This window comes from Pseudomonas sp. BF-R-19 (assembly GCF_019956445.1).
In the GTDB taxonomy this organism is placed as follows: domain Bacteria; phylum Pseudomonadota; class Gammaproteobacteria; order Pseudomonadales; family Pseudomonadaceae; genus Aquipseudomonas; species Aquipseudomonas fluorescens_BH.
Map to the genome: position 1 here is coordinate 1 of NZ_JAHBDN010000090.1, position 24,295 is coordinate 24,295.

Annotated in this window: 24 protein-coding genes and 1 pseudogene; 16 read left to right on the forward strand and 9 right to left on the reverse strand. The window is 59.5% G+C overall.

All coding sequences use genetic code 11. From position 1 onward, the window contains the following. Positions 1–244: 244 nt before the first annotated feature. The 5 genes from KGB28_RS25390 to KGB28_RS25410 all read left to right on the forward strand — a co-directional run bounded on the left by KGB28_RS25390 (position 245) and on the right by KGB28_RS25410 (position 6,346). Positions 245–1,381: an HlyD family secretion protein gene (locus KGB28_RS25390; protein ID WP_223448339.1), complete on the forward strand. Its 1,137-nt coding sequence runs from the start codon at positions 245–247 to the stop codon at positions 1,379–1,381. After that, positions 1,381–2,877, forward strand: coding sequence for a DHA2 family efflux MFS transporter permease subunit (locus KGB28_RS25395; RefSeq protein ID WP_223448340.1), 1,497 nt, complete (start codon positions 1,381–1,383; stop codon positions 2,875–2,877). Before KGB28_RS25390 ends, KGB28_RS25395 begins: the two co-directional genes overlap by 1 nt. Before the next feature lie 19 nt (positions 2,878–2,896). Beyond that, positions 2,897–4,375: an efflux transporter outer membrane subunit gene (locus KGB28_RS25400; protein ID WP_223448341.1), complete on the forward strand. Its 1,479-nt coding sequence runs from the start codon at positions 2,897–2,899 to the stop codon at positions 4,373–4,375. 23 nt (positions 4,376–4,398) lie between these two features. Continuing rightward, positions 4,399–5,349, forward strand: a complete 951-nt coding sequence (locus KGB28_RS25405; protein WP_223448342.1) for an aldo/keto reductase — start codon at positions 4,399–4,401, stop codon at positions 5,347–5,349. 64 nt (positions 5,350–5,413) lie between these two features. Next, positions 5,414–6,346, forward strand: a complete 933-nt coding sequence (locus KGB28_RS25410; protein ID WP_223448343.1) for a LysR family transcriptional regulator — start codon at positions 5,414–5,416, stop codon at positions 6,344–6,346. A 56-nt stretch (positions 6,347–6,402) separates the two neighbouring features. Here the strand turns inward: KGB28_RS25410 and KGB28_RS25415 are convergent, their stop codons facing one another. Both KGB28_RS25415 and KGB28_RS25420 read right to left on the reverse strand, forming a co-directional pair. Then, positions 6,403–6,675 (reverse strand): DUF2790 domain-containing protein, encoded by a 273-nt coding sequence (locus KGB28_RS25415; protein WP_223448344.1) that lies wholly within the window; start codon positions 6,673–6,675, stop codon positions 6,403–6,405. A gap of 223 nt (positions 6,676–6,898) precedes the next feature. Further along, positions 6,899–7,339, reverse strand: coding sequence for an Lrp/AsnC family transcriptional regulator (locus tag KGB28_RS25420; protein WP_046042440.1), 441 nt, complete (start codon positions 7,337–7,339; stop codon positions 6,899–6,901). A 139-nt stretch (positions 7,340–7,478) separates the two neighbouring features. On the opposite strand from KGB28_RS25420, the gene KGB28_RS25425 reads away from it, so the two are divergent. The 5 genes from KGB28_RS25425 (at position 7,479) to KGB28_RS25445 (ending at position 13,708) form a co-directional block, all read left to right on the forward strand. Continuing rightward, the gene (locus tag KGB28_RS25425) at positions 7,479–10,526 is read left to right on the forward strand and encodes an aminotransferase class III-fold pyridoxal phosphate-dependent enzyme (protein WP_223448345.1); all 3,048 of its coding nucleotides are present in this window, start codon (positions 7,479–7,481) and stop codon (positions 10,524–10,526) included. 248 nt (positions 10,527–10,774) lie between these two features. Further along, the gene (locus KGB28_RS25430) at positions 10,775–11,563 is read left to right on the forward strand and encodes an ABC transporter substrate-binding protein (RefSeq protein WP_223448346.1); all 789 of its coding nucleotides are present in this window, start codon (positions 10,775–10,777) and stop codon (positions 11,561–11,563) included. A 63-nt stretch (positions 11,564–11,626) separates the two neighbouring features. Next, the gene (locus KGB28_RS25435; protein ID WP_223448347.1) at positions 11,627–12,274 is read left to right on the forward strand and encodes an amino acid ABC transporter permease; all 648 of its coding nucleotides are present in this window, start codon (positions 11,627–11,629) and stop codon (positions 12,272–12,274) included. Positions 12,275–12,284: 10 nt separating this feature from the next. Continuing rightward, positions 12,285–12,944: an amino acid ABC transporter permease gene (locus tag KGB28_RS25440; RefSeq protein WP_223448348.1), complete on the forward strand. Its 660-nt coding sequence runs from the start codon at positions 12,285–12,287 to the stop codon at positions 12,942–12,944. Further along, positions 12,941–13,708 carry an amino acid ABC transporter ATP-binding protein gene (locus KGB28_RS25445; RefSeq protein WP_317853320.1) on the forward strand — a complete coding sequence of 256 codons (768 nt, stop codon included), beginning with the start codon at positions 12,941–12,943 and terminating at the stop codon, positions 13,706–13,708. The genes KGB28_RS25440 and KGB28_RS25445 overlap by 4 nt, the downstream gene beginning before the upstream one ends. Positions 13,709–13,825: 117 nt before the next feature. On the opposite strand, the gene KGB28_RS25450 is transcribed toward KGB28_RS25445, so the two are convergent. After that, entirely contained in the window at positions 13,826–14,584 is a 759-nt protein-coding gene (locus KGB28_RS25450; RefSeq protein ID WP_223448349.1) for a DUF899 domain-containing protein, read from the reverse strand. An 84-nt stretch (positions 14,585–14,668) separates the two neighbouring features. Between KGB28_RS25450 and KGB28_RS25455 the strand changes: the two genes are divergently transcribed. From KGB28_RS25455 to KGB28_RS31910, 3 genes and pseudogenes are all read left to right on the forward strand, one after another. Further along, on the forward strand, positions 14,669–15,889 hold the full coding sequence (locus tag KGB28_RS25455) for a helix-turn-helix domain-containing protein (protein ID WP_223448350.1): 1,221 nt from the start codon (positions 14,669–14,671) through the stop codon (positions 15,887–15,889). Positions 15,890–15,924: 35 nt separating this feature from the next. Next, positions 15,925–16,557, forward strand: a complete 633-nt coding sequence (locus KGB28_RS25460; protein WP_223448351.1) for a PQQ-binding-like beta-propeller repeat protein — start codon at positions 15,925–15,927, stop codon at positions 16,555–16,557. 32 nt (positions 16,558–16,589) lie between these two features. After that, positions 16,590–16,814: pseudogene (locus KGB28_RS31910) on the forward strand (hypothetical protein); the annotation flags it as partial. Positions 16,815–16,875: 61 nt separating this feature from the next. Here KGB28_RS31910 and KGB28_RS25465 read toward each other — a convergent pair. Both KGB28_RS25465 and KGB28_RS25470 read right to left on the reverse strand, forming a co-directional pair. Next, positions 16,876–17,277 (reverse strand): GFA family protein, encoded by a 402-nt coding sequence (locus KGB28_RS25465; RefSeq protein WP_223448352.1) that lies wholly within the window; start codon positions 17,275–17,277, stop codon positions 16,876–16,878. A 388-nt stretch (positions 17,278–17,665) separates the two neighbouring features. Further along, positions 17,666–18,526: a CAP domain-containing protein gene (locus tag KGB28_RS25470; protein ID WP_223448353.1), complete on the reverse strand. Its 861-nt coding sequence runs from the start codon at positions 18,524–18,526 to the stop codon at positions 17,666–17,668. 187 nt (positions 18,527–18,713) lie between these two features. On the opposite strand from KGB28_RS25470, the gene KGB28_RS25475 reads away from it, so the two are divergent. After that, positions 18,714–19,073 (forward strand): hypothetical protein, encoded by a 360-nt coding sequence (locus tag KGB28_RS25475; RefSeq protein WP_223448354.1) that lies wholly within the window; start codon positions 18,714–18,716, stop codon positions 19,071–19,073. On the opposite strand, the gene KGB28_RS25480 is transcribed toward KGB28_RS25475, so the two are convergent. The 3 genes from KGB28_RS25480 to KGB28_RS25490 form a co-directional block, all read right to left on the reverse strand. After that, positions 19,070–19,735, reverse strand: a complete 666-nt coding sequence (locus KGB28_RS25480) for a helix-turn-helix transcriptional regulator (protein ID WP_223448355.1) — start codon at positions 19,733–19,735, stop codon at positions 19,070–19,072. The genes KGB28_RS25475 and KGB28_RS25480 overlap by 4 nt on opposite strands. Before the next feature lie 19 nt (positions 19,736–19,754). Next, positions 19,755–20,384 carry a hypothetical protein gene (locus KGB28_RS25485; RefSeq protein ID WP_223448356.1) on the reverse strand — a complete coding sequence of 210 codons (630 nt, stop codon included), beginning with the start codon at positions 20,382–20,384 and terminating at the stop codon, positions 19,755–19,757. 116 nt (positions 20,385–20,500) lie between these two features. Continuing rightward, entirely contained in the window at positions 20,501–21,289 is a 789-nt protein-coding gene (locus KGB28_RS25490) for an alpha/beta hydrolase (protein WP_223448357.1), read from the reverse strand. 126 nt (positions 21,290–21,415) lie between these two features. On the opposite strand from KGB28_RS25490, the gene KGB28_RS25495 reads away from it, so the two are divergent. Continuing rightward, positions 21,416–22,360 (forward strand): aldo/keto reductase, encoded by a 945-nt coding sequence (locus KGB28_RS25495; protein ID WP_223448358.1) that lies wholly within the window; start codon positions 21,416–21,418, stop codon positions 22,358–22,360. 123 nt (positions 22,361–22,483) lie between these two features. Next, positions 22,484–23,137: a peroxiredoxin gene (locus tag KGB28_RS25500; RefSeq protein ID WP_223448359.1), complete on the forward strand. Its 654-nt coding sequence runs from the start codon at positions 22,484–22,486 to the stop codon at positions 23,135–23,137. A 146-nt stretch (positions 23,138–23,283) separates the two neighbouring features. On the opposite strand, the gene yghX is transcribed toward KGB28_RS25500, so the two are convergent. Beyond that, on the reverse strand, positions 23,284–24,171 hold the full coding sequence (gene yghX / locus KGB28_RS25505; RefSeq protein ID WP_223448360.1) for a YghX family hydrolase: 888 nt from the start codon (positions 24,169–24,171) through the stop codon (positions 23,284–23,286). Between the last annotated feature and the right edge of the window lie 124 nt (positions 24,172–24,295).

Consider the following 24,295-nt stretch of genomic DNA (forward strand, 5'->3'; position numbering starts at 1 on the left):
GTGGGAGGGTGGGTCGAGGGATATTCTTACACCATCGCACAAAATTAAGGAATCAGAAATTCCTTGTACCAGGGTTTGTTGTAGCCGAGCGCGAACTGAGTGTTGCGGCGACGAAACCGACGCGCCGGGAGCGATCCTCCCGGCCGCGCACGGGCTTGCTTCCTTACAGCAGTTATTGACCTGCGGGCCGCTGGCGATGCTTGCCGACGTCGGCCCGATTACCCGGCTAAAGGCGTACTCGATCATGACCAAATCGTTCGATATCCCGGCTTCACAGACCTTCGAGCAGCCTGGCCCCAACCCGGTCGGCGCGCCCACCAGAAAACCGCTGAAACAGACCTTGCGTCCCTGGCTGATGGTGGGTGTTCCCATCCTCTTCGCGACGCTGGGCTATGCCCACCATGTGTCGGGGCAGGCTTATGTTTCCACCGATAACGCTTACGCCCGGGCGGCGAAGGCAGCGATCAATGCGCGGATCTCCGGGCAAGTGGTAGAGATCGCCGTCGAGGACAATCAGCAGGTCCGCAAGGGCCAGGTGCTGTTCCGGATCGACCCGAAACCCTTCCAGATCGCCGTCGACCGCGCCCAGGCGCAGCTCAGCGTGGCGCGGCTGCGTATCGACGGGCTCAAGGCCAGCTACCGCCAGCAACAGGCGGAACTGCAATCGGCAAAAGAGTCGGCTGACTTCGACCAAAAGGATTTTGCCCGCAAGAAGGCCCTGATCGCCTCGGCGTTCGTGTCGAAGTCCATCTACGAACGCGCCGACACCGACGTGAAAGTGGCGCGGCAACGCATCGCCTCCATCGAGCAGCAGATCGCCAGCACCGTGGTTGCCTTGAACGGCAATCCGGACATCGATGCCGACACTCACCCGACGGTGCGCGAGGCCAGGGCGCAACTCGACGAGGCGCAGTTGTACCTCTCGTACACCACCGTGTATGCGCCGCAGGATGGCATCGTGGCCAAGGTCGACGACCTGCAGCTGGGCAACCATGTCAACAGCGGCGCGCCGGCCTTTGCCTTGTTGTCCGGTCACGAGATCTGGATCGAGGCCAACTTTCGCGAGACCGACGTGACCCACATGCGCCCGGGCCAGGAAGCCACCATTCGCATCGATACCTACCCGGATCGCGTGTTCAAGGCCCACGTCACCAGCATGAGCCCGGGGGCCGGGTCGGATTTCGCGCTGCTGCCGCCGGAGAATGCCACCGGCAATTGGGTCAAGGTGACGCAACGGGTGCCGGTACGGCTTGAGCTCGACGAAGTGGACCCGACGCTGCCGCTGTTTTCCGGGACCAGCGCCACGGTGCGGATCGACACCCGGTTTCAAAGCCCCTGGTGGCACCCGCTCAAGGCGTTGCTGAGCGCAGGTAACTCCTGATGAATAGCCAATCGATGGTAAGCCCCGGTGGGGAGGGCGCACGTTCGCTCAGGTTCGCCGCCTTGCTGGCGACCTACATGCAGTCGGCGAATCTGCCGCTGCCGAACGCGGCACTCAGGTTGATTCAGGGCAGCCTGTCGATGAGCGACGACCAGGCGGGCTGGATTTTCACCGCGTACCTGGCCGCGAGTGCGATCAGCATGCCGCTCGCGAATTGGCTGGCCGGGCGCTTTGGCTTGAAGTGGGTGTATCAGGCAGCGCTGGTTTTTTTTGTCCTTGGCTTGCTGCTCGCCACGGCGGCAACGACGCCGCTGGAGTTCGTGGGGGCGCGCATCGTTCAAGGCATCGCCAGTGGCGTGTTGGCACCGTTGTCGATGGCGATTGCCTTGGAAACCTTGCCGCTGGACAAGCGTGGGAAATTTGGCGCGAGCTGGACCGCCATCGTGCTGTTCGGCATCGTCAGCGGCCCGAGTATCGGTGGCTGGATCGCCGAGCATTTTGGCTGGCGGCCGATGTTCTATCTCAGCGTGCCACTGTCGGCGTTTATCTTCCTGGTGGCGGCGCTGTTGCTGACCGAGAAGAAGGCCGAGAAACCGCCGGCGTTCGATTTCTTCGGTTTCGGCACCTTCACCCTCGGCATGATCAGCCTGCAAATGCTGCTCGACCGGGGGGAGCGCCTGGACTGGTTCGCTTCGCCCGAGATCTGGCTGGAAGCCGTGGCGTCTGCGCTGGGGATCTACCTGTTCGTGGTGCATGTGCTGACCTCGAAGGTGCATTTCCTCAACAAGCGCCTGTTCAAGGACCGCAACTTCGTGTTGTCGACGGTGATCTTTTTCGCCCTCGGTTTCGTGCTGTTGTCGACCATGGCCCTGACGTCGCCGATGCTGGACGAGATTCTCGGCTACCCGCCTGACACCACCGGCGCCTTGACGATTCCCCGTGGCATCGGTCTGGTTGGCGCCTTTCTGCTGATGGGGCGGCTGCCCGAGCGCTTCGACCGTCGCCTCTTTGTGGCGGCTGGTGTCGCCATCGTGATCTATGCCAACTGGCTGATGCTCGGCTATTCGCCGCTGATGGACGAGTGGCCCGTGGCCGTCGCCGGTGCGATCCAGGGCGTGGGCCTGGGCATCCTGATGCCGGCGGTGACCAAAGTCGCGTTCAGTACGCTCGACCCCACGCTGCGCCCCGAAGGCACCGGCCTGTTCAATCTGGCCCGTGTCTACGGCAGCACGCTGGGCGTGGCGATCGTGCAGCTGTTCTTCTTCAACAACACCCAGGCGATGCACATGGCGCTGGTCAGCAACCTGACGCCCTACCGCGCCGCTGCGCATTCGCTGGCCTCGGCGCCCTTGCAGGTGCTCGAAGGACTCAACGAAATGATCACCGGCCAGGCCGCGTTCATCGCCGTGATCGACCAGTTCAAGATCCTGATGGTGGTGATGCTGGTGGTGAGCCCGCTGGTGTTGTTTCTTCGCAAGCCCGTTGCGGCCAATTAGTTTTCGTGGAGTTTGCCTAATGAATGCTTATGCGCTGGTCCTCAACCGCTATCTGTTGCAAACGAAGTTCGCGGGGTTGTCGCTTCTTGCCTTCCTGACCGCCTGCACCGTTGGCCCCGACTATCAAGCACCGGCGACGAGTGCCTCGCAGCACTATGACCCACAGGCCGAGCAGCGTCTGGCCCAGGGTGGCAACCCTCGCATCGACCTCGGCAACAAGGTCAATGGCGACTGGTGGACGGCCTTTGGCTCGCCGAAACTCGACCGCGTGGTGCGGCGTGCCATCGACGGCAACCTGGATCTGGTGGCCGCCGATGCAACGATCCGGCAAGCCGCTTCTTCTGTTGCGGCGGCGCAGGGTGCGCTGTATCCGCAGGTCGATTTCGCTGCGGTGGCCGGTCGTCAACGGCTGCACAACGCCAGGGAACCCTCCATCGCCAATTTCTACGCGATAGGACCGAGGGTGGGGTTCGACCTTGATGTGTTCGGCGGCAACAAGCGGCTGGTTGAACAACAGCAGGCGTTTACCGACCTGCAAAGGCACCGCTACGAAGCGGCGTACCTGACCCTGACCGGCAACGTCGCCAGCCAGGCGCTGCTGGTGGCCTCCGCCAACGCGCAGATACAGGCCGTGGAAAAGCTGCTGGCCAATGACGCGAAAAACCTTGAGCTGGTGCGCATGGCCCACCTTAACGGCTCCACCACGCAGATCGATGTGTCACTGGCCGAGACCCGTCTCGCCCAGGACCGCACCTTGCTGCCGCCCCTCGCTCAACAGCGCGATGCGGCACGCCACGCATTGTCGATTCTGACGGGCAAGGGGCCAGCGGACTGGGTCGCTCCCGACTTCGACTTGAGCGAGTTTGCCCTGCCGTCGAACATGCCGGTGAGCCTGCCTTCGGAGATGGCCCACGACCGGCCGGATGTGCTGCAAGCCGAGGCGCAACTGCACATGGCCAGCGCGGCGGTGGGCGTGGCGACGGCGAACCTCTATCCCCATGTCACGCTGTCAGCGTCCCTGGCGCAGGCGGCTTCCGGCAATGGCGGCGCGGCACTCTGGGGTTTCGCTGCGGGGCTGGCCGGGCCGATCTTCGATGGGGGCACGCTCAAGGCTGAACAACAGGCTGCCGTCGACGGTTACAAGGCGACGCTCGCCGGTTACCAGCAAACGGTCATCACCTCGTTCGGACAGGTCGCCGACACCTTGCAGGCGATCAACCATGACGCCGAGGAGCACCAGGCCCAGACCGATGCCTTGCGCGCGGCCGAATCCAGTTTGCAGTTGAACCAGCAAGCCTTTGCACAAGGCGAGAACAGCATCCTCCAGGTCCTGGAAGCGGAGCGTGCCTACGAGCAGGCGCTGCTGGGGCAGATCCGCGTGAATACCGCGCAGTACCTCGACACCGTGCAGCTGTTCATTGCGCTGGGCGGCAACGCAGTCGGTGCCTTCGAGCAACGCGTGGCGTCCGGCGACGGGCAGAAACCTTCGTATCAATAACGGCAGCGGCCTGGAGTAATGACATGACCTATGAAGCCTTTCACGACGGACTGCGCGAGACCCGATTCACGCTCAACCATGGGGCGGTCGAGATGCCGGCGGCTGGATTCGGGACCTTGTTCCGTGATCTCGTCACCACGACTGAAGCGGTGAAGGAAGCTCTGGACGCCGGTTTCCGCCATTTCGATTGTGCCGAGCGCTATCGCAACGAAGCACAGGTTGGCGTTGCACTGAAGGAGGTGCAGGAGGCCGGCAAAGTCCGCCGCGAGGAGCTGTTCATCACCACCAAACTGTGGAACACCAACCATCGTCCGGAGCGCGTCGAGCCCGCGTTCGAAGCCAGTTGCCAGCGCCTGCAAGTGGACTACATCGACTGCTACCTGATCCACACGCCGTTTGCCTTTCAACCCGGCGACAACCAGGACCCGCGGGACGAGCAGGGCAATGTCATCTACGACGACGGCGTGACGCTGATCGAGACGTGGCGGGCGCTAGAGCGGCTGGTGGACGAGGGACGGGCGAGGTCCATCGGTGTGTCCGACATCACGCTGCAGGTGCTGCAGGCGCTGGTCGCCGTCGCCCGGATAAAACCCGCCGTGGTGCAGGTCGAGGCCCACCCTTATTTGCCGGAGTGGGAGTTGCTCGAGTTCTGCAAGGAGCACGGGATCATCGTGCTGGCGTTCGCGCCACTGGGGCATGGCATGGAACCGAATGTGCTGGCAGACCCGGTGCTTACCGGCATCGCCCGGCACGTGCAGAAAACCCCGGCCCAAGTCGCGCTGGCCTGGTCGGTACAACGCGGGGTGGCGTTCCTGACCACCTCGGCAACGCCGAGCCATATCCGGGAAAACATCGATATCTCGACCTTGCCGCACAGGGCCATGGTGGAGATTCAACAAGACATCACAACCCGTATACGCTTCAACTCGGTGGTTGAAACCGGTGTCCCCGGGTTCATTCCGCGCAAGCAGTAGTTGCCGACACCAGGGCGGTTCGTCACGGGGCCGTCCTGCTTGCCTATCCCTTGAGGTGAAAACGATGGATGTTTTCCAGACCCTGCGCTGTTTCGCGGCGGTGGCCCAAAGCGGCAGCTTCACTGCAGCGGCCGCGATGTTGGACACCACTACGACCAACGTTTCAAAAGCCGTTTCCAGCCTGGAGGCCCGGCTGCAAACGCGGCTGATCAACCGCACCACCCGACGCCTGGCACTGACCGAAGCCGGTGTGCGCTATTTGCAGCGCTGCGAGCGGATTCTGCAGGACATGCGCGAAGCCGACGAAGAGGCGGGCACCGCTCAGGTCATGCCCGCAGGACGACTGAAAATCCATGCCATGTCGGCCATCGGCAACCATTACGTGATCGGCGCCATTGCCCGCTACAGAGAAACCTATCCTTCGGTTCTGTTTGACCTGACCGTGACCAATCGGCTGCCGGATTTGCTCGAGGAAAGCTATGACATGTCGATTGTGCTGGCGCGGGATCTGCCCGATTCCGGATTCGTCGCCCAGCGGCTGGGCATCACCTACAGCATTCTCTGCGCCTCGCCGGCCTACCTGAGCCAACGCGGGACTCCCGAGTCGCCGAGTGAGCTTGGCGGCCATGATTGCCTGCGAATCGTCAACACAGTCATGCCGGTCGAGAACTGGGTATTTGAAGGTCCGCAGGGGATAGAGACGTTCAGCGCACCGGCGTCGCCCTTTCACGTCAACACGGCGGACGCCATGACATTCGCGATCAAGAACGGGATGGGGATTGGCATTCAGCCGATTGCTTCGGCCGTTGAAGGCCTGAGGGCGGGGACGTTGGTGCGGGTATTGCCGGGGTATCGGCTTGAAGAGCTGAACCTGTTTGCGATCTACCCGTCACGCAAGTTCGTGGATGCAAAAATAAAAACCTGGGTGGAATTTCTGAAGCATTCCATTCCGGGGTTGCTGGCGGCTGATGAAAAAATTGTCGGTGCATCTGTGTAGCGTTGTGGCTGGCGCTGTACGCATGGAGTGTCGACCCTCCATCGTCCATACAGTGTTCAACTGTTCGAGCATCCGCTGCCCATGACTTGATATTCGATAGTGCGGCGTTGACCCTGGGAATCTTCGTAGGTCATGAGCGCCGGGACGGGGCCGCATTCATTGGCGATTTCCGAGACTTCGATGACGCGTTTGATATCAAGCCTGGTGCCGTATGTGTAGGTTTCAATCGGCGGTTGGCCGGTGGCGGCAGCCGAGTGGCTGTCGTCTGCAAAGGCCTGGGTGCCGGCGGTGCCAAGCGCTAACAAGAGTGCGACTTTCAGCAGTTTCATGATCTTCACCTCGTGGTAAAAGCGTTATCCCTAGAAGGATTTCTCCCGCGTGAGTGGATTGCGCCTGTTTGGCTTTACTCGCTTGGGTAGAGCCGATGTTAGGCGTTTGGCAGGGGCGCAAATATCGGTCGGCGGGATAAACACTGTTGCCGGATTGCTCATGAATCGAGGGGGAGGGGGCTTTGGTGGGGAGTTGGTCTCAAGTCTTCTCCCCCCAGCCAAATCAGGAGCTCTGCCGATCAATATCGCGGCGCAGAACGACAGCGGTGGTGATGTCTTCAACGGATTCGTGACTGGCTACTGCATCTCTGACTCGATTCAGGTCATCAATGGTTCGCGATTCGACCTCAATGACCAGATCGAGCTGGCCACTGACCGAGGAGACTCGTCGTACCTGTGAGTTTTGGGCAAGCAGGTCCAGCAAGCTGATGGCTGGTGTGCGTTTCAGGCATACAAGAAGGATTGCGCGAATCACGTTGGCATCGATTTCGCCGATATCAGCTCGGTAGCCTCTGATCACACCATTGCGTTCAAGGTTGATGACTCGTTCACTGGTAGCACTTCTTGAAAGCCCGATTCTCGCTGCCAGGGCCTTCAGGGCAATTCGAGCTTCTTTGGAAAGAATTTCGAGTATTTCGCGATCTTTCGTGTCCAGGTCGCGCATCAGAACTCCCTAATTGTGCTACCGAAATTGTGCCGGTCAATTCCGACAATATGCAGGCTAAAGCCGACCGTATACCTACTGCCGTCCAAGGCTTTGCGTGCCAAGCTATCTGAAAAAAATGGCTTGGAAAACAACTACCATGACAAATCTTTCCCATCCCGCTCCCCAGTTCTCGACAGGGGATGCCGAAAAACTGAGTGAGCAGCTTTTCAACGTTATCGGTACGGCCACGCCGCTGGATGGCGAGCGCGACCGCAACTACCGGTTGAACACTGGAACCGATGCGGGATGGATTCTGAAAGTCGTCAATTCGACCGAGCCGCGAGTTGAAAGCGAGTTTCAGACGGCCATTCTCAGTCATCTGGCCAGTAACAGTCCCGAGCTTACCGTGCCTTTTCTCAAGAAAAGCCTTGCGGGTGAGTATCTGGCCTCGGCAGTAGCGCACACCGGCGAAACCCATGCGGTGCGCCTGGTAAGCTGGTTGCACGGAACGCCGCTTGCCGAGGTCAAGCGTACGTTCGGATTGATGCGCAGCCTTGGCCAATCGTTCGGTGAGATAGATCGTGCACTTCAAGGTTTCATGCATCCAGGCGCGGTACGCGATCTCGATTGGGATTTGCGTCACGCCGCACGTTCGAAATCACGCCTGCACTTCGTGAAAGATCCTGACAGAAGGGCAATTCTGGAACGGTTCATTGAGCGTTTCGAAAAAACGGTTCAACCGAAGCTTTCGCGTCTGCGTGCACAAGTCATTCACAATGACGGCAATGACTGGAATATCCTCGTCGACTCCCGCAATCATCAGAAAGTCTCGGGCGTCATCGATTTTGGCGATGCGGTCCACACGATTCTGATTGCCGAAGTAGCCATCACCTGCGCCTATTCCATTCTCGACATGGAAGATCCAATCGGCGCGGCCGCCGCCCTCACGGCCGGTTTCCATGAGAAGTACCCTCTGCAGCCGGACGAGCTTGACGTCCTCTTCAATCTCATTGCGATGCGCCTGCTCACGAGCGTCACCTTGTCGGCATCGCGATACGACCAGACGCAGGACAATCCCTACCTTGGCATCAGCGAAGCGCCGGCCTGGCGCCTTCTGGAGAGGATGGATCGCATGAACCCCCGACTGGCGACAGCGATCCTGCGTAAAGCCTGTGGCTTTGACGCGATCGAAGGCGCTGGTGCGGTTCGCCGCTGGGTTACCGAAAACAGTAAGTCCTTCGCGGATATCGTGCGTCCATCTGCTGCAACCATGAACAAGGCTATTGCACCGTTCGCAGATGCTTACCATGTGATGACTATTGCTTCAGCCGAGCAGCGTCCAGCAGAGGCAACGAAGTGGTGGAATGATTTTTCTGCCGAACACAAAGTGCCGCTCGGTATCGGGCCATGGGGCGAGGAAAGAACCATCTACACCGATACGGCGTTTGAATCACGCTTCATTGAAGGGAAGCGCCGGATCATTCACGTTGGTGTCGACTTGATCATGCCCGCTGGAACGCCTCTCTATACGCCTGTTGCCGGTGTAGTGCAGAGCGTCGAAGTCGAGCACGAGCCGCTTGGCTATGGTGGTTTGATCATGCTCGAACACTCGCCTGAAGGTTGCCCGCCATTCCTGACGCTGTGGGGGCACATGGCTCATGAAGCTCTGGCTCGCCTGAAACCCGGGGACCACCTTGAGGCTGGTGCGCTTGTAGGGTACATGGGGCAGGACACGGAAAATGGTGGGTGGATCCCCCATGTGCATTTTCAAATGTCCACTGACACCGGGTTGAAAGCGGGCGAGTTCATCGGCGTAGGTGAACGGGCTTATCTTGAGGTATGGGCCGACATTTTCCCCGACGCGTCGGCTCTTGCGGGGATTCCTCCGGAAACCTACAGCCGGGACGGGCGCACCAAGGCAGAGATTGTTGCGAAGCGTAAGGAGTTGTTGCTCCCAAACTTGTCGATTTCCTATTCAGATCCGATCAAGTTCGTTCGCGGTGATGGGGTCTGGTTGATCGATAACTTTGGTAGGGCGTATCTGGACTGCTTCAATAACGTCTGTCATCTCGGCCACTCTCATCCGGACGTGGTGCAAGCGCTTTCCCGCCAGGCTTCACGCCTGAACACCAACACGCGCTACCTGCACGACAATATCGTCGAGTATGCAGAGCGGCTCACCACCACTTTGCCTGAAGGTCTGGCGGTCGCTTCCTTCGGTTGTTCGGGAAGTGAAGCAAACAGCCTCATGCTGCGTATGGCGCGCAATCATACCGGGCGTAACGATGCGATCGTACTGGATTGGGCTTACCACGGCACTACCCAGGAACTGATCGACCTGAGCCCTTACAAATACAAGCGTAAAGCCGGTAAAGGGCGCGCAGACCATGTGTTCGAGGCGGCCGTCCCGGATGCCTACCGTGGTGTGGATCAGTGGGCGTTCGAGGAACTTGGCAAGCGTTACGCCGAGAGCGTGGCGGATCAGATCGAGCTCATGCGCAAGCAGGGCAGGGCGCCGGCGTTCTTCCTGGCGGAGTCCATTCCCAGTGTCGCCGGGCAACTGTTCTTCCCGGAAAACTACTTGAAAGAAGTCTATGCGATGGTGCGTGCAGAAGGCGGTCTTTGCCTGGCTGACGAAGTCCAGGTCGGCTTTGGTCGTGTAGGCAGCCACTGGTGGGCTTTTGAAACCCAGGGTGTGGTGCCCGATGCGGTGTCCATGGGCAAGCCCATTGGCAACGGCCATCCCATGTCGGCGGTGGTGACCACGCGGGAAATTGCAGACAGCTTCAACAATGGCATGGAGTACTTCAATACTTTTGCCGGCAGTCCGGTTTCATGTGCTGTAGGGCTCTCCGTGCTCGATGTGATTGAGCGCGATAACTTGAAACTCAACGCACTGACGGTGGGTAACTACTTGCTCGATGGCTTCCGTAAGCTGCAGCAGCGATACGATGCAATAGGCGATGTGCGCGGGCTGGGTCTGTTTCTTGGAATAGAACTTGTCACGGATCGTAAAACGAAGGTTCCAGCCACGGCGCTGGCCAGGAAAGTAGCCGATGGTGCCAGGGAGCGAGGCATTTTGATCGGTACTGAAGGCCCACATGACAATGTTTTGAAAATGCGTCCCTCCATGATTTTCAGTCATTCAAATGCTGATTTTTTGCTTGAGGTCCTGGACGAAAGTTTTAAGGCCGCACTCCAGTAAATCGTAGACTTCGGGGCGTGCGACAAGTGGTCTGGCGTGAACTACCAGCTCAGTCTTGTCGCATGTGTCGGTGTTTCAGAACGAGCTTTCCAAGGCTACCCGACATAGTGTCGGCCAACTCCGGCAATGTGTCAGTCAGGCTGGCACCTTGCTTGGTGCTTTCCAAAATGGGCTATGCAAAGCTCTTCGTGAAGCCCGGGTGAATAGCCCAAGGAAAATAAAAAATAATTCTTCGAAGGTGCCATCCAATGCTAACTAAAAAGCTCAAGGGTTTGATTGTCGCCTCCACTGTGGCGGCTGCGGCGCTACTTTCCACCTCAGTTGTTCACGCTGATGATTTGAAGTCGATCCAGGATTCCAAAGAGATCCGTATCGCGATGAGCGGTCAATACTCGCCCTTCAGCTTTGCAAACGAGCAGAACCAGATTGTCGGTTTCGACGCCTCCATCAGCGAGGCGCTGGCTGAGCGGATGGGGGTAAAAGTGACGATCATTACTACGCCATTCGACGGGATAATTGCGGGTCTTCTCGCGAAAAAATATGACGCCATCATCGCTTCGATGACCATTACCCCGGAGCGCCAGAAAGCAGTGGATTTTGTCGGGCCTTATTACCACGCTGGCCGAACGATCGTAGTGAAGGACAGCTCTTCGATCAAAAGCCTTGATGATCTTAAAGATGTAACTGTTGGCGTAACGCTCGGGGATGCACACGATAAATGGGCCAGGGCTCGGGGCAACCTGAAGGTGAGAGCGTATAAAGGTCTTCCCGAAATGCTTGTCGATCTGGACGCCGGACGTATCGATGCGATTGTGATGGACAGTGTTCCAGTATTGGTCGCCGTCAAGGAAACCGGCCAGAAGGTTCGCATCATTACTCCACCGGATAGCGATGGTGCTCTTGAAGGAATGGGTATTGCGTTGCGCAAAAATAACCCTGAACTCAAGGCGACGATGCAAAAGGCGCTTGAAGATATGCTCGCCGATGGCACCTACGAAAAGATCTCGATGAAGTGGATTGGCAACGATATTCGCTAATTCGTATTCAGCATGGCTCGACTGATCGTCGGGCCGGCCAATCGGACTTTTCTGAGCGTTCCCATGGATCTGACACTCATACAGCGCACATTCCCATTTTTCCTGGAGGCAGCCTGGATTACGGTGCAGATCTCTGTACTCGCACTTCTACTTGGTTTGCTGGTCGCTATCGTGCTGGTTGCAGCGCGGTTGTCCACTGTTCTCATATTTCGATACCTCGCAAGAATCTACATAAGCGTTTTCCGCGGCACTCCATGCCTGGTTCAGCTGTTCATCATTTACTTTGGTGGGCCGCAGATCGGGCTTGAACTGGAGCCATTTGCTGCGGGCGTAATCGGCTTGGGCCTGAACATCGCTGCTTACATGGCGGAATCTATTCGTGGCGCAATCATCAACGTTGACCCCGGCCAGGAAGAAGCTGCACGTTCAATTGGCTTCGGGCGTGGTCAAACCTTATGGCTTATCACGCTGCCACAAGCTGCAAAATTAATGATAAGGCCGCTAGGCGTTAACGCTGTCGCACTTGTCAAAGGTTCTGCATTGGTGTCGACGATCTCGGTTGTTGAGCTTTCATATACAGCGCAACGCTTTATTAGCTCAACGTTCAAACCTTTTGAAATGTTCATGATGTCTGCTCTGCTTTACATCGTGATGGTCTACTTCGTCAGGTTTATTGTTGACTATCTCGATAACCGATTCGCGGCAAGGTGAGATCGTTAAAATGCAAAGCCTGGATCTTAGTATAGTTGCACCTTATTCCGAGCTGCTGGCGACGGGTCTTTGGTGGACGGTTGTAATGTTTTTAAGCTCCAGCGTATTGAGTTTGATGGCAGGGGTAGCCTTTGCACTCATTGTTCTTTATGCGCCTAAGTTGTTGGCTCTACCCGTGCGCTTCATTACGTGGTTGCTCATGGGGACTCCACTCCTGCTTCAGTTGTACGTGATTTATTATGGTCTTGTGCAAGTAGGGATCGATATTCCTGCGCTGGTGGCAGGCATCATAGGTCTTAGCCTGCATTTCGCCGTCTATAACGCCGACGTCATTCGTGCCGGCGTGATGTCAGTAGACCCTGGTCAGATTGAGGGTGCCCGGTCTATTGGCTTCAGCCGTGGGCAGACCCAGCGTTACATCATCGTGCCGCAAGCGCTTCGCAGGACTATTGCACCGCTGGGAAATAATCTGATTGTCCTTTTAAAGGATACCTCTCTGGTTTCCATAATCGGTATTGCGGAGTTGGTGTACAGCGCGCAGCTTGCCGTAAGCGAAACCTATAGCCCGTTTGAGTTTTATCTGACTGTTGCGGTTATTTATTATGCAGCCAATCTTGTTCTCGAAGCCGGCCTGCATCTTCTCGAAAACAAGGTAGAGATGTCACGATGATCAGAAAAGAATTCATGGTTGAGGTGAAGGGCGCTCGCAAGGCTTACGGAGCACTTGAAGTACTCAAGGGAATCGATCTTTCCGTATCTCGCGGACAAATCGTCGCCATCATCGGCCCAAGTGGATCTGGCAAAAGCACGCTGCTGCGGTCAATCAACCACCTGGAAGTGCTTGATGATGGCGAGATCTGGTTAGAGGGTGAACAAGTCAATCGACCATTGAAAGGTCGTGCGTTTGAACAACATATAAATGCCGTGCGTCAGCAGATGGGCATGGTATTTCAGCACTTCAATCTGTTTCCGCACTTGACCGTATATGAAAACATCGCTCTTGGTCCGATAAAACTCAAGGGGCTTACAAAAAAAGCATCTCGTGATTTGGCAATGGAGTACTTGTCAAAAGTTGGATTGGCCAACAAGTTCGATGAGTATCCTTCTCGCCTGTCGGGTGGACAGAAACAGCGCGTTGCCATAGCAAGGGCACTGGCGATGCAGCCAAAGGTCATGCTGTTCGATGAAGCTACATCGGCACTGGACCCTGAGCTTGTCGAAGAGGTCAACCAGGTCATGAAACAACTCGCTGCGGAGCACATGACAATGTTGATCGTCACTCATGAAATGCGCTTTGCAGGCGAAGTTGCAGACCGGATTGTCTTTATGGACGGCGGGGTTGTAGTAGAAGAAGGGGCGCCGCAAGAGATCCTGCAAAACCCTGTCCAGGAACGAACCCGGTCGTTCTTGAAAAAGCATTTGCACGACAGATAAGGTGCGCTTTCCTGCAAACCTTGCATGATCTTGCAAAACGTAGTCTCGCAGACCAGATCTGCGCTGATAGACAAGCTGGCGGATGTCCTCATCGGCATTCAGTGATACCGCTGCCGCTCACTGGTACTCATCATGCCGACGCCACCAGGGCCCCGTCTCATTGCGGCCCTTGGGCGCGCGGTCGAGCCATTGGTACATGCCCCACAATCCGTCCAGGCCACGCGCGTAGGTGGAATAGGTGTGATAGATCTCGCCGTCCTCCAATACAAACGTACTCAACCCCGGCCGGTCGCGGGTGTAGGTCGGCGCATCGGTACCACAGGTCGCGGCGAACTGTTTCACCGGTTCCGGTATTTCACTGGCGTCCATGGCATGGCCGCCGCGCTGGTAGTTGTATTCGACCAGCCCTTCACGCTGCTGGGCTTCGGTGAAGTAGACGTTGAAGTCGGCGGTGAAATCGCTGTCGGCGGCGGAGGCCCAGGGGAAGGTCCAGCCCATTCGGCGCTTGTAGGCCTGCAGTTTCGCCAACGGCGCGCGGGATATGGCCATCAGGGTCACGTCGTGGTTCGCCAGGTGGACGACGACGGGGTCGAAGCCATCGGCGATGGCTGAGCAGGACGGGCAGCCGGCGGTGTAGTCGGGGCCGAACATGAAGTGGTAGACCAGCAGTTGCGAGCGCCCTTGAAAGAGTTCGACCAGGGTGGCGCTGCCGCTGTCGGTATCGAAGCGGTACGTCTTGTCGAGGCGAACCCAAGGCAATGCCTGGCGTTGCCTGGCCACTTCATCACTGCGTCGGGTCAGGGCCTTTTCCGCTTCGAGCAGTTGCAGGCGTGCCGCCAGCCATTGGTCCCGGGTCGCGGTTTTGTGGGTGTTCATCGTTGTGCGCTCCTGGTGAAAGGTCGTGATTTAGACTAAACCCGGGTGTCAGATAATGGGAGTGACAAGCGTGGCGGGATTTCCATGGACTCGATGATTACGGCCGCCGCAGAGGCACTGGCGGCGGGCAATCCGCTGGGCGCACTGGACCGCGTGGCCTTGCGCGACGATGCGCCGGCCCTGGCCCTGCGCGGTATCGCCATGGCGCAACTGGGCGATCTGGTGCGGGCCAGGGCGCTGCTCAAGCGCGCGCAACGGGCCTTTGCGCCCAGGGAAGTGCTGGCCCGAGCGCGATGTGTGGTGGCCGAGGCCGAAATCGCCCTGGCTTCGCGGGAGCTCGGGTGGCCGGTCAAGGCGCTCGAAACGGCGCGAGTCACCCTTGAACACCACGGTGACCGGGTCAATGCCGCCCATGCGCGCTATCTGCAAATCCGTCGTTTGCTGCTGATTGGTCAGCTCGATGAGGCGCAGCAGTTATTGGCCGAACTCGACCCCGACCCATTGCCGCCAGCCTTGCGGGCAACCCATGAACTGCTGCTGGCGGGGATCGCCATTCGACGCCTGCAATCGCACGCGGCGCGGGAGGCGTTGAACAGGGCCGGGCAGGCTGCCGGTCAAACCGGGATTGCCGCGCTGATCGCTGAGGTCCAGCACGCTGCGTATCTGCTGGATGCCCCCGCCGCACGCCTGATTGCCCAGGGTGAAGTACGGCCGCTGTTGCTCGATGACGTTGAGGCGTTGTTCTGTTCAACGTCACTGGTGGTGGATGCCTGCCGGTACGTTGTGCACGGCTGTGGCATGTCGGTGCCGCTGGTGACGCGGCCGATCCTGTTCGTGCTCGCCCGTGCGTTGGCCGAAGCATGGCCCGCCGACGTTGCGCGGGAAACGCTGATCGCCCGGGCGTTCCGTTTGAAGCTCTCGGATGAATCCCATCGCGCCCGGCTTCGCGTGGAAATCGGCAGACTGCGTAAGGCACTCAAGCCGTTGGCCGACGTCATAGCGACAGCCCGCGGTTATGCCCTGCAATCGTCGGTGTGTACGGAGGTGGTGGCGCTGGCGCAACCGGTCGAGGAGAAATTTGCCGGGGTATTGGCCTGCCTCGCCGACGGAGAGTCATGGTCGAGTTCCGCCCTGGCACTGGCGCTGGGTACCAGCCAGCGTACAGTGCAACGGGCGCTCGATACGCTGGCGGAGCAGGGCAAGGTGCAGTGGTTTGGCCGTGGCCGCGCGCGGCGCTGGATGACGCCACCCGTGCCGGGATTCGCGACGACCTTGTTACTCCCGGCACCGCTGCCCGGTGGCTAGGATGAACGCCACCAACCCCCATCGAGGAATGCCAGATGAAACACGCAACTGCTGAAATCATTCGTGAATATGGCCCGTTTGCCGATGTCGATCATGTGTGCGGCGTCACCTGGGACGGCGAAAAGGTCTGGTTCGCAAGCAACAGCAAAATCAACGCCCTGGACCCGGAAAGCGGCAAGGTGCTGAGCTCGATCGATGTCGCTGCCCATGCCGGCACCGCGTTTGACGGGGAGCACCTGTTCCAGATCGCCGAAGACCGCATCCACAAGATCGACCCCCGCACCGGTCGTATCCTCTCGACCATTCCTGCCCCCGGCGCAGGCACCGATTCGGGGCTGACCTGGGCCGAAGGGACGTTGTGGGTGGGCCAGTACCGCGAACGCAAGATCCACCAGATCGACCCCGAGAACGGCAAGATCCTGCGCACCATCGAATCCAACCGTTTCGTCACCGGCGTGACCTGGGTGGACGGTGCGCTGTGGCACGGTACGTGGGAAGGCGATGAAAGCGAGCTGCGCCGGATCGATCCGCAATCGGGCGAAGTGCTGCAGAGCCTGAAAATGCCCGAAGGCGTGGGCGTGTCGGGGCTTGAGTCCGATGGTGGCGAGCGGTTGTTCTGCGGTGGCGGCGATAGCGGCAAGGTGAGGGTGGTGCGTAGGCCTTCGTGAGGCTCTCCAGCCAGGTCACCAGGTACAACCTGTGTGGGAGCGAGCTTGCTCGCGATAGCGGTGGGTCAGTCACGCCGATGCAGGCTGTAAGGACGCCTTCGCGAGCAAGCTCGCTCCCACAGGGTTAGTGGGTGTACGCAAAATCTGCGAGCAGTCGAAACCAATGTGGGAGCGAGCTTGCTCGCGATAGCGGTGGGTCAGTCACACCGATGCTGGCTGTAAGGACGCCTTCGCGAGCAAGCCCGCTCCCACAGGGTTAGTGGGTGTACGCAAAATCTGCGAGCAACCGAAATCACTGTGGGAGCAAGCTCACACCACTCAGTCCGTTTGTGGATGCTGATCGTTGATGTCGTACCAATCCGTTTTCGAGCCGACACAAACATGTTTTTGCTTGCGTGTTCGTAGCGGCGTATCCAGCGTGCCGAGGGCAATCGAAACCCACTCGGAAAACTGTCCTGTCGAGTCAGTCCAGAACAGTGAAGATCCGCAGTGAGAACAGAACTGCCGCGTGACACCCCTGGACGATTCATACGCTTGCAGTGAATCTGCGCCGGTCATGATGGCTAGCGCCAAGGCGGGCGCGCTGGCATAGGTTGCAAACGCAGCCCCATGGCCCTTTCGGCATTGGCTGCAATGGCAATGGGTGACGGCTTTCAGCTCGGTCGACAAGCGATATTTGACGGCGCCGCAGAGGCAACTGCCTCGGTGAAACTCATCCATGTAATGTCATCCCTGGATCGATAGTATTTTTCCGTCCAGCCATGTTTTCTGCTGGTCGAAATCGGTCTAAAAGCCCGGTTGGCAATCGCTCCTGTTTTGCTATCCTCAAAACTGTAGGTGAAGACGCAGACTGATGCGCAAAAGGATAGCAAGGAGACGTGGGGCGCGTTCCGAAGGGTACACGGTTAGAAAGATCCCCGCGCTGGGATCCAGCCCTTATGCCGTGTGAAGCAGAAGAGTTCCATTACAGTTTCACGACTCTTTTGTGGGAGGCCTGATAAACCTTGTAAGCCGGAGACCAGCACCGGCCACCTACTTGTTACATTCACCCACGAAGCCCGCTCAGTGCGGGCTTTTTAATGCCTGCAAAGTGAGTCCGGTCAGCGGCTCAAGGCGCGCCAAACAACATCGTCCAGTAGACACCGTTGTCGCTGCGCGCGTTGGCGGCGTAAGCGGCACCGACCTGGGTGAACATCGGGTTCATCAGGTTGGCGCAGTGCCCGGGGCTGGCGAGCCAGCCGGCCATGGCCTTGCTGGGCGATCCTTGCCCAGCGGCGATGTTTTCACCGATTTGCCGGCCACGGTAGCCAGCGGCCCTGGCGCGATCGGAGGGCATGTCACCGTCGGGGTCCTGGTGGGCAAAATAGTTGCCGTAGGCCATATCCTTGCTATGGCTTTGTGCTGCGGAGCCCAAGGCTGCACTCCAGGACAGCGGCCGCGCGGCGGCAAAACGCTGGCGACCACACATGCGCGGCTTGGCCCGGGCTGCGTTGACCTGCGCCAGCAACGCCTGTGCGGCGCTGCGCGGATCGCCGGTTTTCCCGTCGAGCACTGGCCGCGCCAGCACCACTTGCCACTCGCTCCCGGCGCGGCTGACGCCGATGTCGGCGTATTGGTTGTCGAGCAGCGCGGCGCAGTGCTCGTCCTGGAACATATCGAAGGCTTCTTCGGCATCCCGTGCACCCACCACGCGGATGGACCGCACCATGGTTGCCTGATAGCCGGAAGCCTTTAACCGGTCCCGCAACCCACCGCCATAGCCAACGGGCAGGGCCAGGTTCGACTTGAGTGTCAGGGGGGATAAGCGTTGCGTCGGCCGCCGGTCGCAGCGTTGCGGATGGGCGCGATAGTCGTTGATGGCGTCTACCAGTTGCCGTTGCCCATCGGCGTGGGCGGGGCTTGAAAAAACGGGGAGCAGGGAAAACAGGCACAGCGAAGAAAAGCGCAAGGCAACGACAGTTTGGCGCATGGACGGACAACTCTGATGAGATGACAACGAAGAAAGTGGGGAAAAGCGCTGGGCTATGACTGGTGCCTTGAAACAAGGTTCACGGCGGACAACCGTCTATTTGCGGGCGTAGCCATGAGCCCGACGAAGGAGGGGGGGCATCGGGTCTGTATGATGGGACTTTTTCGCCCCAGACAAGGATCAAACCATGGGTTTAAGCAAACGCGATCAGGCGCATATCGAACGGCGTCTGGTCGCCACCCTGACCGAAGCGTGCGAGACGGCCAAAGCGGAAATCGTCGGGTTTCAGTGGTTGACCCATGTCGCCGACTACGCCCGGTTTCCGGGCAGCCTAAAGGTGGTTTGGGTCTTCGATACTCAGGCCAACAGGGAGCAGGCGCTGGCCAAGGGGCAGGGCGAACGCATGGTCGAATTCACCGCCATGGCCCTGGGTGAGGCGCAGGTTCAGCTCGGCCCGGTGGCGGCCCATGTACTGTTCGACTCTGAAGAAGCCTGCCAGCGGGACAACGCCGGAAACTGGCAGCAACGGCTGTCACGCAAGCGCTAGGCAGGCTGATCGGTATCGGCTGGAGCAGCGTCAGTCGAGACGTCCGGGGTTTCGCTCGGTCGCAGCCTGAAGCGACAGACATGCCCGCCACGCACCATGCACTCGCTGTGCTCGACTTCACCGCCGCCCAACGCGCCGATCAAGGCCAGGTCCAGTTCGCAGACCACCGGGTGCTCGGCGGCCAGGCGATGGAACACGCAGTTATGCGCGACGATTTCCGGGGTGTCGCCTGAGCGAAAAAACACCTCGGCTTCGTAACCCGCCTGGTTCATGTGCTGGACGATCCTGGCTTCATCCACGACCTGTTGTTCTCGGTCCAAAGCCAGTTTGCGACCCATGCTGCGCATCAGCGAGGCCATGGCTTCAGGACCGATGATGGCGGCGACTTCATCAATCAAAACGCTGGCCAGTAGCTGATAGTGGCGAGGGAACTGCTCCCGCGCGTGGTCGGTGAGCCGATACAGCTGCTCGGGGCGACGACCCGTCGGACGGGTGTCGCCGCGCAGCACCAGATCGTCACGCTCCAGCGCCGCCAGGTGTTGGCGGATCGCGGTGCGCGTGACGGCCAGGTGTTCAGCCAACTCGTCAATGCTCATGCCGCCCCCATGGTGCAGCAGTGCATTGAGCAGGTCCTGCTGTGTTCGGCCCAGTCCTTCCAGCATGGTGTGCCCTCGCGCGATATCAGAACTTGTCCGGGAATTGCTTGACCAGCGCGCCGGTCAACGCGTCGGCCAGGGCCAGGATGTGCGTGCGCATCATCGCCCAGGTACGGGCTTCGCCGGCGTAATCATGTGCCGCGAATTCATCGATCTGGGTGATGTGGTGACCGCCATGGGCTGACAACATCGTCACCAGTGTCGCCTCAGGCAGATTGGGGTTCGCCGTGGCCAGGAAAGCCGCAATCGCCTTGGCATTGCTGGTCAACTCGGTGACGGCGGCCTGCTTGCCCTTGGCGTCTTTGGCGACGGTGGCATCGCTGTAGTGTTTCACCGCGCCCCAATGGCCGGCAAGCAGCTTGAGCAGTTGATCCGCCGCCGGTTGGCCGTAGAGCGGGGCGATGCTGTTGGCGATTTTGGTGGCGTTGTCGACCACCTGGTCCGCCGCGACTTTGGCTTGCTTTTTGTCGGCGGATTGATTGGCCAGCACGTAGTTTCTGATCCAGAAAATGTGTTCGACCCAAAGGTCACGCTCGGCCAGGCGCGTGGTCAGTGCGGGGCTGTCGGCAGAGGCGGGAGACGCGGCAGGCGTCTGGCTCCAGACCGGTTGCGCACACAAAGCCAGCAGGAGCAAAGCCAGGGTTTTGATATTCATGACGGCACCCTCTGAGAGTGGGAACATTCGACAATATCAATATAGGCATAAAAATATGTTTTTATTGGAAGGAGACATAATCTCGGACCAATGGTCGCCACGTTCTACTTTGCTTGCTACAACCCACCCTCCAACGCCTTGAGGTATTCAGGGCTTTCGCCGATCGAGTTATGCCCCGTCCCCGGTATCACCTGCAGTGTCGCCACGCCTTTGGCGAAGTGTGTGTACAAACGCTCGGTGCTCGGGCGCGGAATCACTTCGTCATGCTCGGCCGCGATCAACAGTGTCGGCACCGTGATGCGGGCGGCGTACTGCCAGGACGGGTATTTGTCCTTCAACAACCAGCGCACCGGAAACCAGCGGAACTGGCGGGCGGCGAGCCCTTCGAGGCTGTTATAGGGCGTGATCAGCACCAGTCGTGCGGCCGGGCGCTCGCTGGCAAGGCGCACGGCCACCCCGGAACCCAGGCTGCGTCCGACCAGCGCCACATGCGGATGGCTGGCATACACCTGGTCGAACAAGGTGATGGCATCGCGGGCAATGGCCTCTTCGGAAGGCGAGCCGGAACTGCCGCCATAACCACGGTAATGCAGCAGGTACAGCGCGTATTCCGGGAACGCTTGGGAGAACTCGGGCAGGTTGCGTGAGACGTCTTCGGCATTGCCGCCAAAATAAATCAGTGCGTTGGGACCCTCGTGCGGTCGGATGGAAACCAGCACCTGTGCGTCGGCGACCGGCAGGGTGAGCAGCGTCCCGGCGGTACCGATGGCGCGCGGTTGCGGGTAATAAATCAGCGCCCGCTGGAACACGAACAGCGCCACGCACAACGCCAGGTACGACGCAGCGACGATGACGACGAGTAACACCAGGGTGCGCGACATTCGACTAACGTTAGTGGGCGGCATTGACGGCTCGGGGTTTGCAAGTGGCTAGCGCAAGGCTTCTTGAGTGTAGTCAATCGACCCTTGGCGCGGGGTATCCGGGTTGTCGGCGCAACAGCTCGGACCCCGGCGACTGGTGAGAAACGTTTTATGAGCCATCCTGAGGGTTACACCCGTAGAAAAGTACTCACGCTGGCTGCCGGTGCTTCGGCGGTCTTCACGTTCGGTCCGGTGGGTGCACAACCCGAGACGTCGACGGGAACAGGAGGCAAGACCATGCAGACCCGTGCCATTCCTTCCAGCAACGAGTCCTTGCCGATCGTAGGGTTGGGCACTTACCGCGGATTCGATGTCGAGCCTTCGCAACCGGCTTACAAGGACTTGCCCGCGGTGCTGGATGCCTTGTTCGACAAGGGTGGCAAGCTGATCGACAGCTCGCCGATGTACGGTCGCGCCGAACAGGTCATCGGCGAACTGCTGTCGATCCATGAACCGCGCTCGCCGGCCTTCCTGGCCACCAAGGTGTGGACCCGGGGCCGCGAAGAAGGCATCGCGCAGATGAAACAATCCTTCGCCCTGTTGCAGACCGACCGGATCGACCTGATGCAGATCCACAACCTGCTGGACTGGCAGACGCACCTGCCGACCCTGCGCCACTGGAAGGAAGCAGGGCGCATCCGCTACATCGGCATCACCCATTACACGGCGTCGGCCTATGAAGAAGTGGAAGCGGTACTCAAGGCCGAGCCGCTGGATTTCTTGCAGATCAACTACGCCATGGATGATCGCGGCGCAGAGAAACGCCTGCTGCCGTTGTGTCGCGAGCGAGGCGTGGCGGTGATCTGCAACCGGCCGTTTGGCGGTGGCGGCTTGCTGGCCAAACTGAAAGATAAACCGCTGCCAGGCTGGGCGGCGCAAGTCGGGGTCAAGAGCTGGCCGCAACTGGCGCTGAAGTTCCTGCTGTCGCATTCGGCGGTGACCTGCGTGATTCCCGGCACCGGCAACCCGCGCTACATGGCGGAAAATGCCCGGGCCGGTTTCGGCCCGATGCTGACCGATGCCCAGCGTCAGCAACTGATTGCGCTGGTGGGCTAACGACTTGTTCCAAGCGTTGCGGCGAGTCGTCGAACCTCTCCTATACTGTCTCGCGTCCATGCCGTTTGAAGCGCATTCGTTGCCCTGACGGCGTCCCTGTCCATCACTGCAAGGAGATCGAACATGGCTATCCGCATTGGCGACGAAGCACCGGATTTCAGCGCCGACACCACCGAAGGCACCCTCAACTTTCACCAATGGATCGGCGATGGCTGGGCCATCCTGTTTTCCCATCCCAAGGATTTCACCCCGGTGTGCACCACCGAACTGGGTTACCTGGCCAAACTCAAGCCGGAATTCGACAAGCGCAACACCAAGGTCATCGGCCTCAGCGTCGACCCGGTCAGCGACCATAACCGCTGGGTCGGCGACATCGCCGAGACCCAGGGCACGGCGGTCAACTATCCGCTGATCGGCGACGAAAACCTGGTGGTGGCCAAGCTCTACGACATGATCCACCCCAATGCCAGCGGCGGCGCACGCACGGCAGTGGACAACGCCACGGTGCGTTCGGTGTTCATCGTCGGCCCGGACAAGAAGGTCAAGGCCATGCTGATCTACCCGATGAGCGCCGGGCGCAATTTCGATGAAGTGCTGCGCCTGCTCGACTCTCTGCAACTGAACGCCAAGCACACCGTCGCCACGCCGGTGAACTGGCAGCCGGGTGAAGACGTGATCATTCCGACCTCGGTGTCTGACGAAGACGCGAAGAAGAAATATCCGGATGGCTTCAAGACCCTGAAGCCGTATCTGCGGACCGTGGCTCAGCCGAAATAACTGCTGCGGCCTTAAGATCGCCTTCGCGAGCAAGCCCGCTCCCACAGGGGGATCTCCAGTGAACACAAAATCTGTGTACGACAGAGATCCAATGTGGGAGCGGGCTTGCTCGCGAAGGGGCCAGTCCTGCTGCCCTCAACCTCTGGTCAAACCAGATACTTGCGAAACCACTCCAACGTCCGTTCCCACGCCAGCTTGGCCGCCTCCTCGTCGAAGCGCGGTGTTGAGTCATTGTGAAAACCATGATTGCAGCCCGGGTAAATGTAGGCCTCATAGGTCTTGCCGCCGGCCTTCAAGGCTTTCTCGTAGGCGGGCCAGCCTTCGTTGATCCGCGTATCCAGCTCGCCGTAGTGCAGCATCACCGGTGCCTTGATGCGGGGCACGTCCTCGGCCGCTGGCTGGCGACCATAAAACGACACGGCGGCTCCCAGTTCCGGATAGGCCACGGCGGCGGCGTTGGTCACGCCACCGCCGTAGCAGAACCCGGTGATGCCGACTTTTCCAGTGGCGGCAGGGTGTTTCATCATCCACTCTACGGCGGCGAAAAAGTCGTTCATGAGCTTTTCCGGGTCGACCTTCGCCTGAAGCTCGCGGCCCTTGTCGTCATTGCCGGGATAACCGCCGACCGAACTCAGGCCATCCGGGGCCAAGGCGATGAAACCGGCCTTGGCCAGACGCCGGGCCACGTCTTCGATGTAGGGATTGAGCCCGCGGTTTTCGTGCACGACCACCACCGCCGGCACTTTGCCGGTGGCCTTGGCCGGACGCACCAGATAACCGCGAACCTGGCCGTGGCCCTTGGGCGACGGGTAGGTAATGTACTCGGCAACAATGTCAGGATCGGTGAACGAGACCTGCTCGGCCAACGCATAGTCGGGGCTTAGCGCGACGAGCAGGGCTCCAGCGGTCAAACCGCCGAAGGTAAACAACGCCGCGCGGTCGAGAAACTCTCGGCGGTTGATCTTGCCGTGGGCGTAGTAGTCGTACAGCTCCAGCAGTTCAGGGGCGAAGTCTTTGGCAGTTAGACGGGTCATTGCTGCAACTCCTCTCGGCTGGTTTAACACGGATCCTGTGGGACGGACCCTGTGGGAGCGAGCTTGCTCGCGATGGCGGCTGAACAGTCGACATCTATGTTGAATGACACTCCGCCATCGCGAG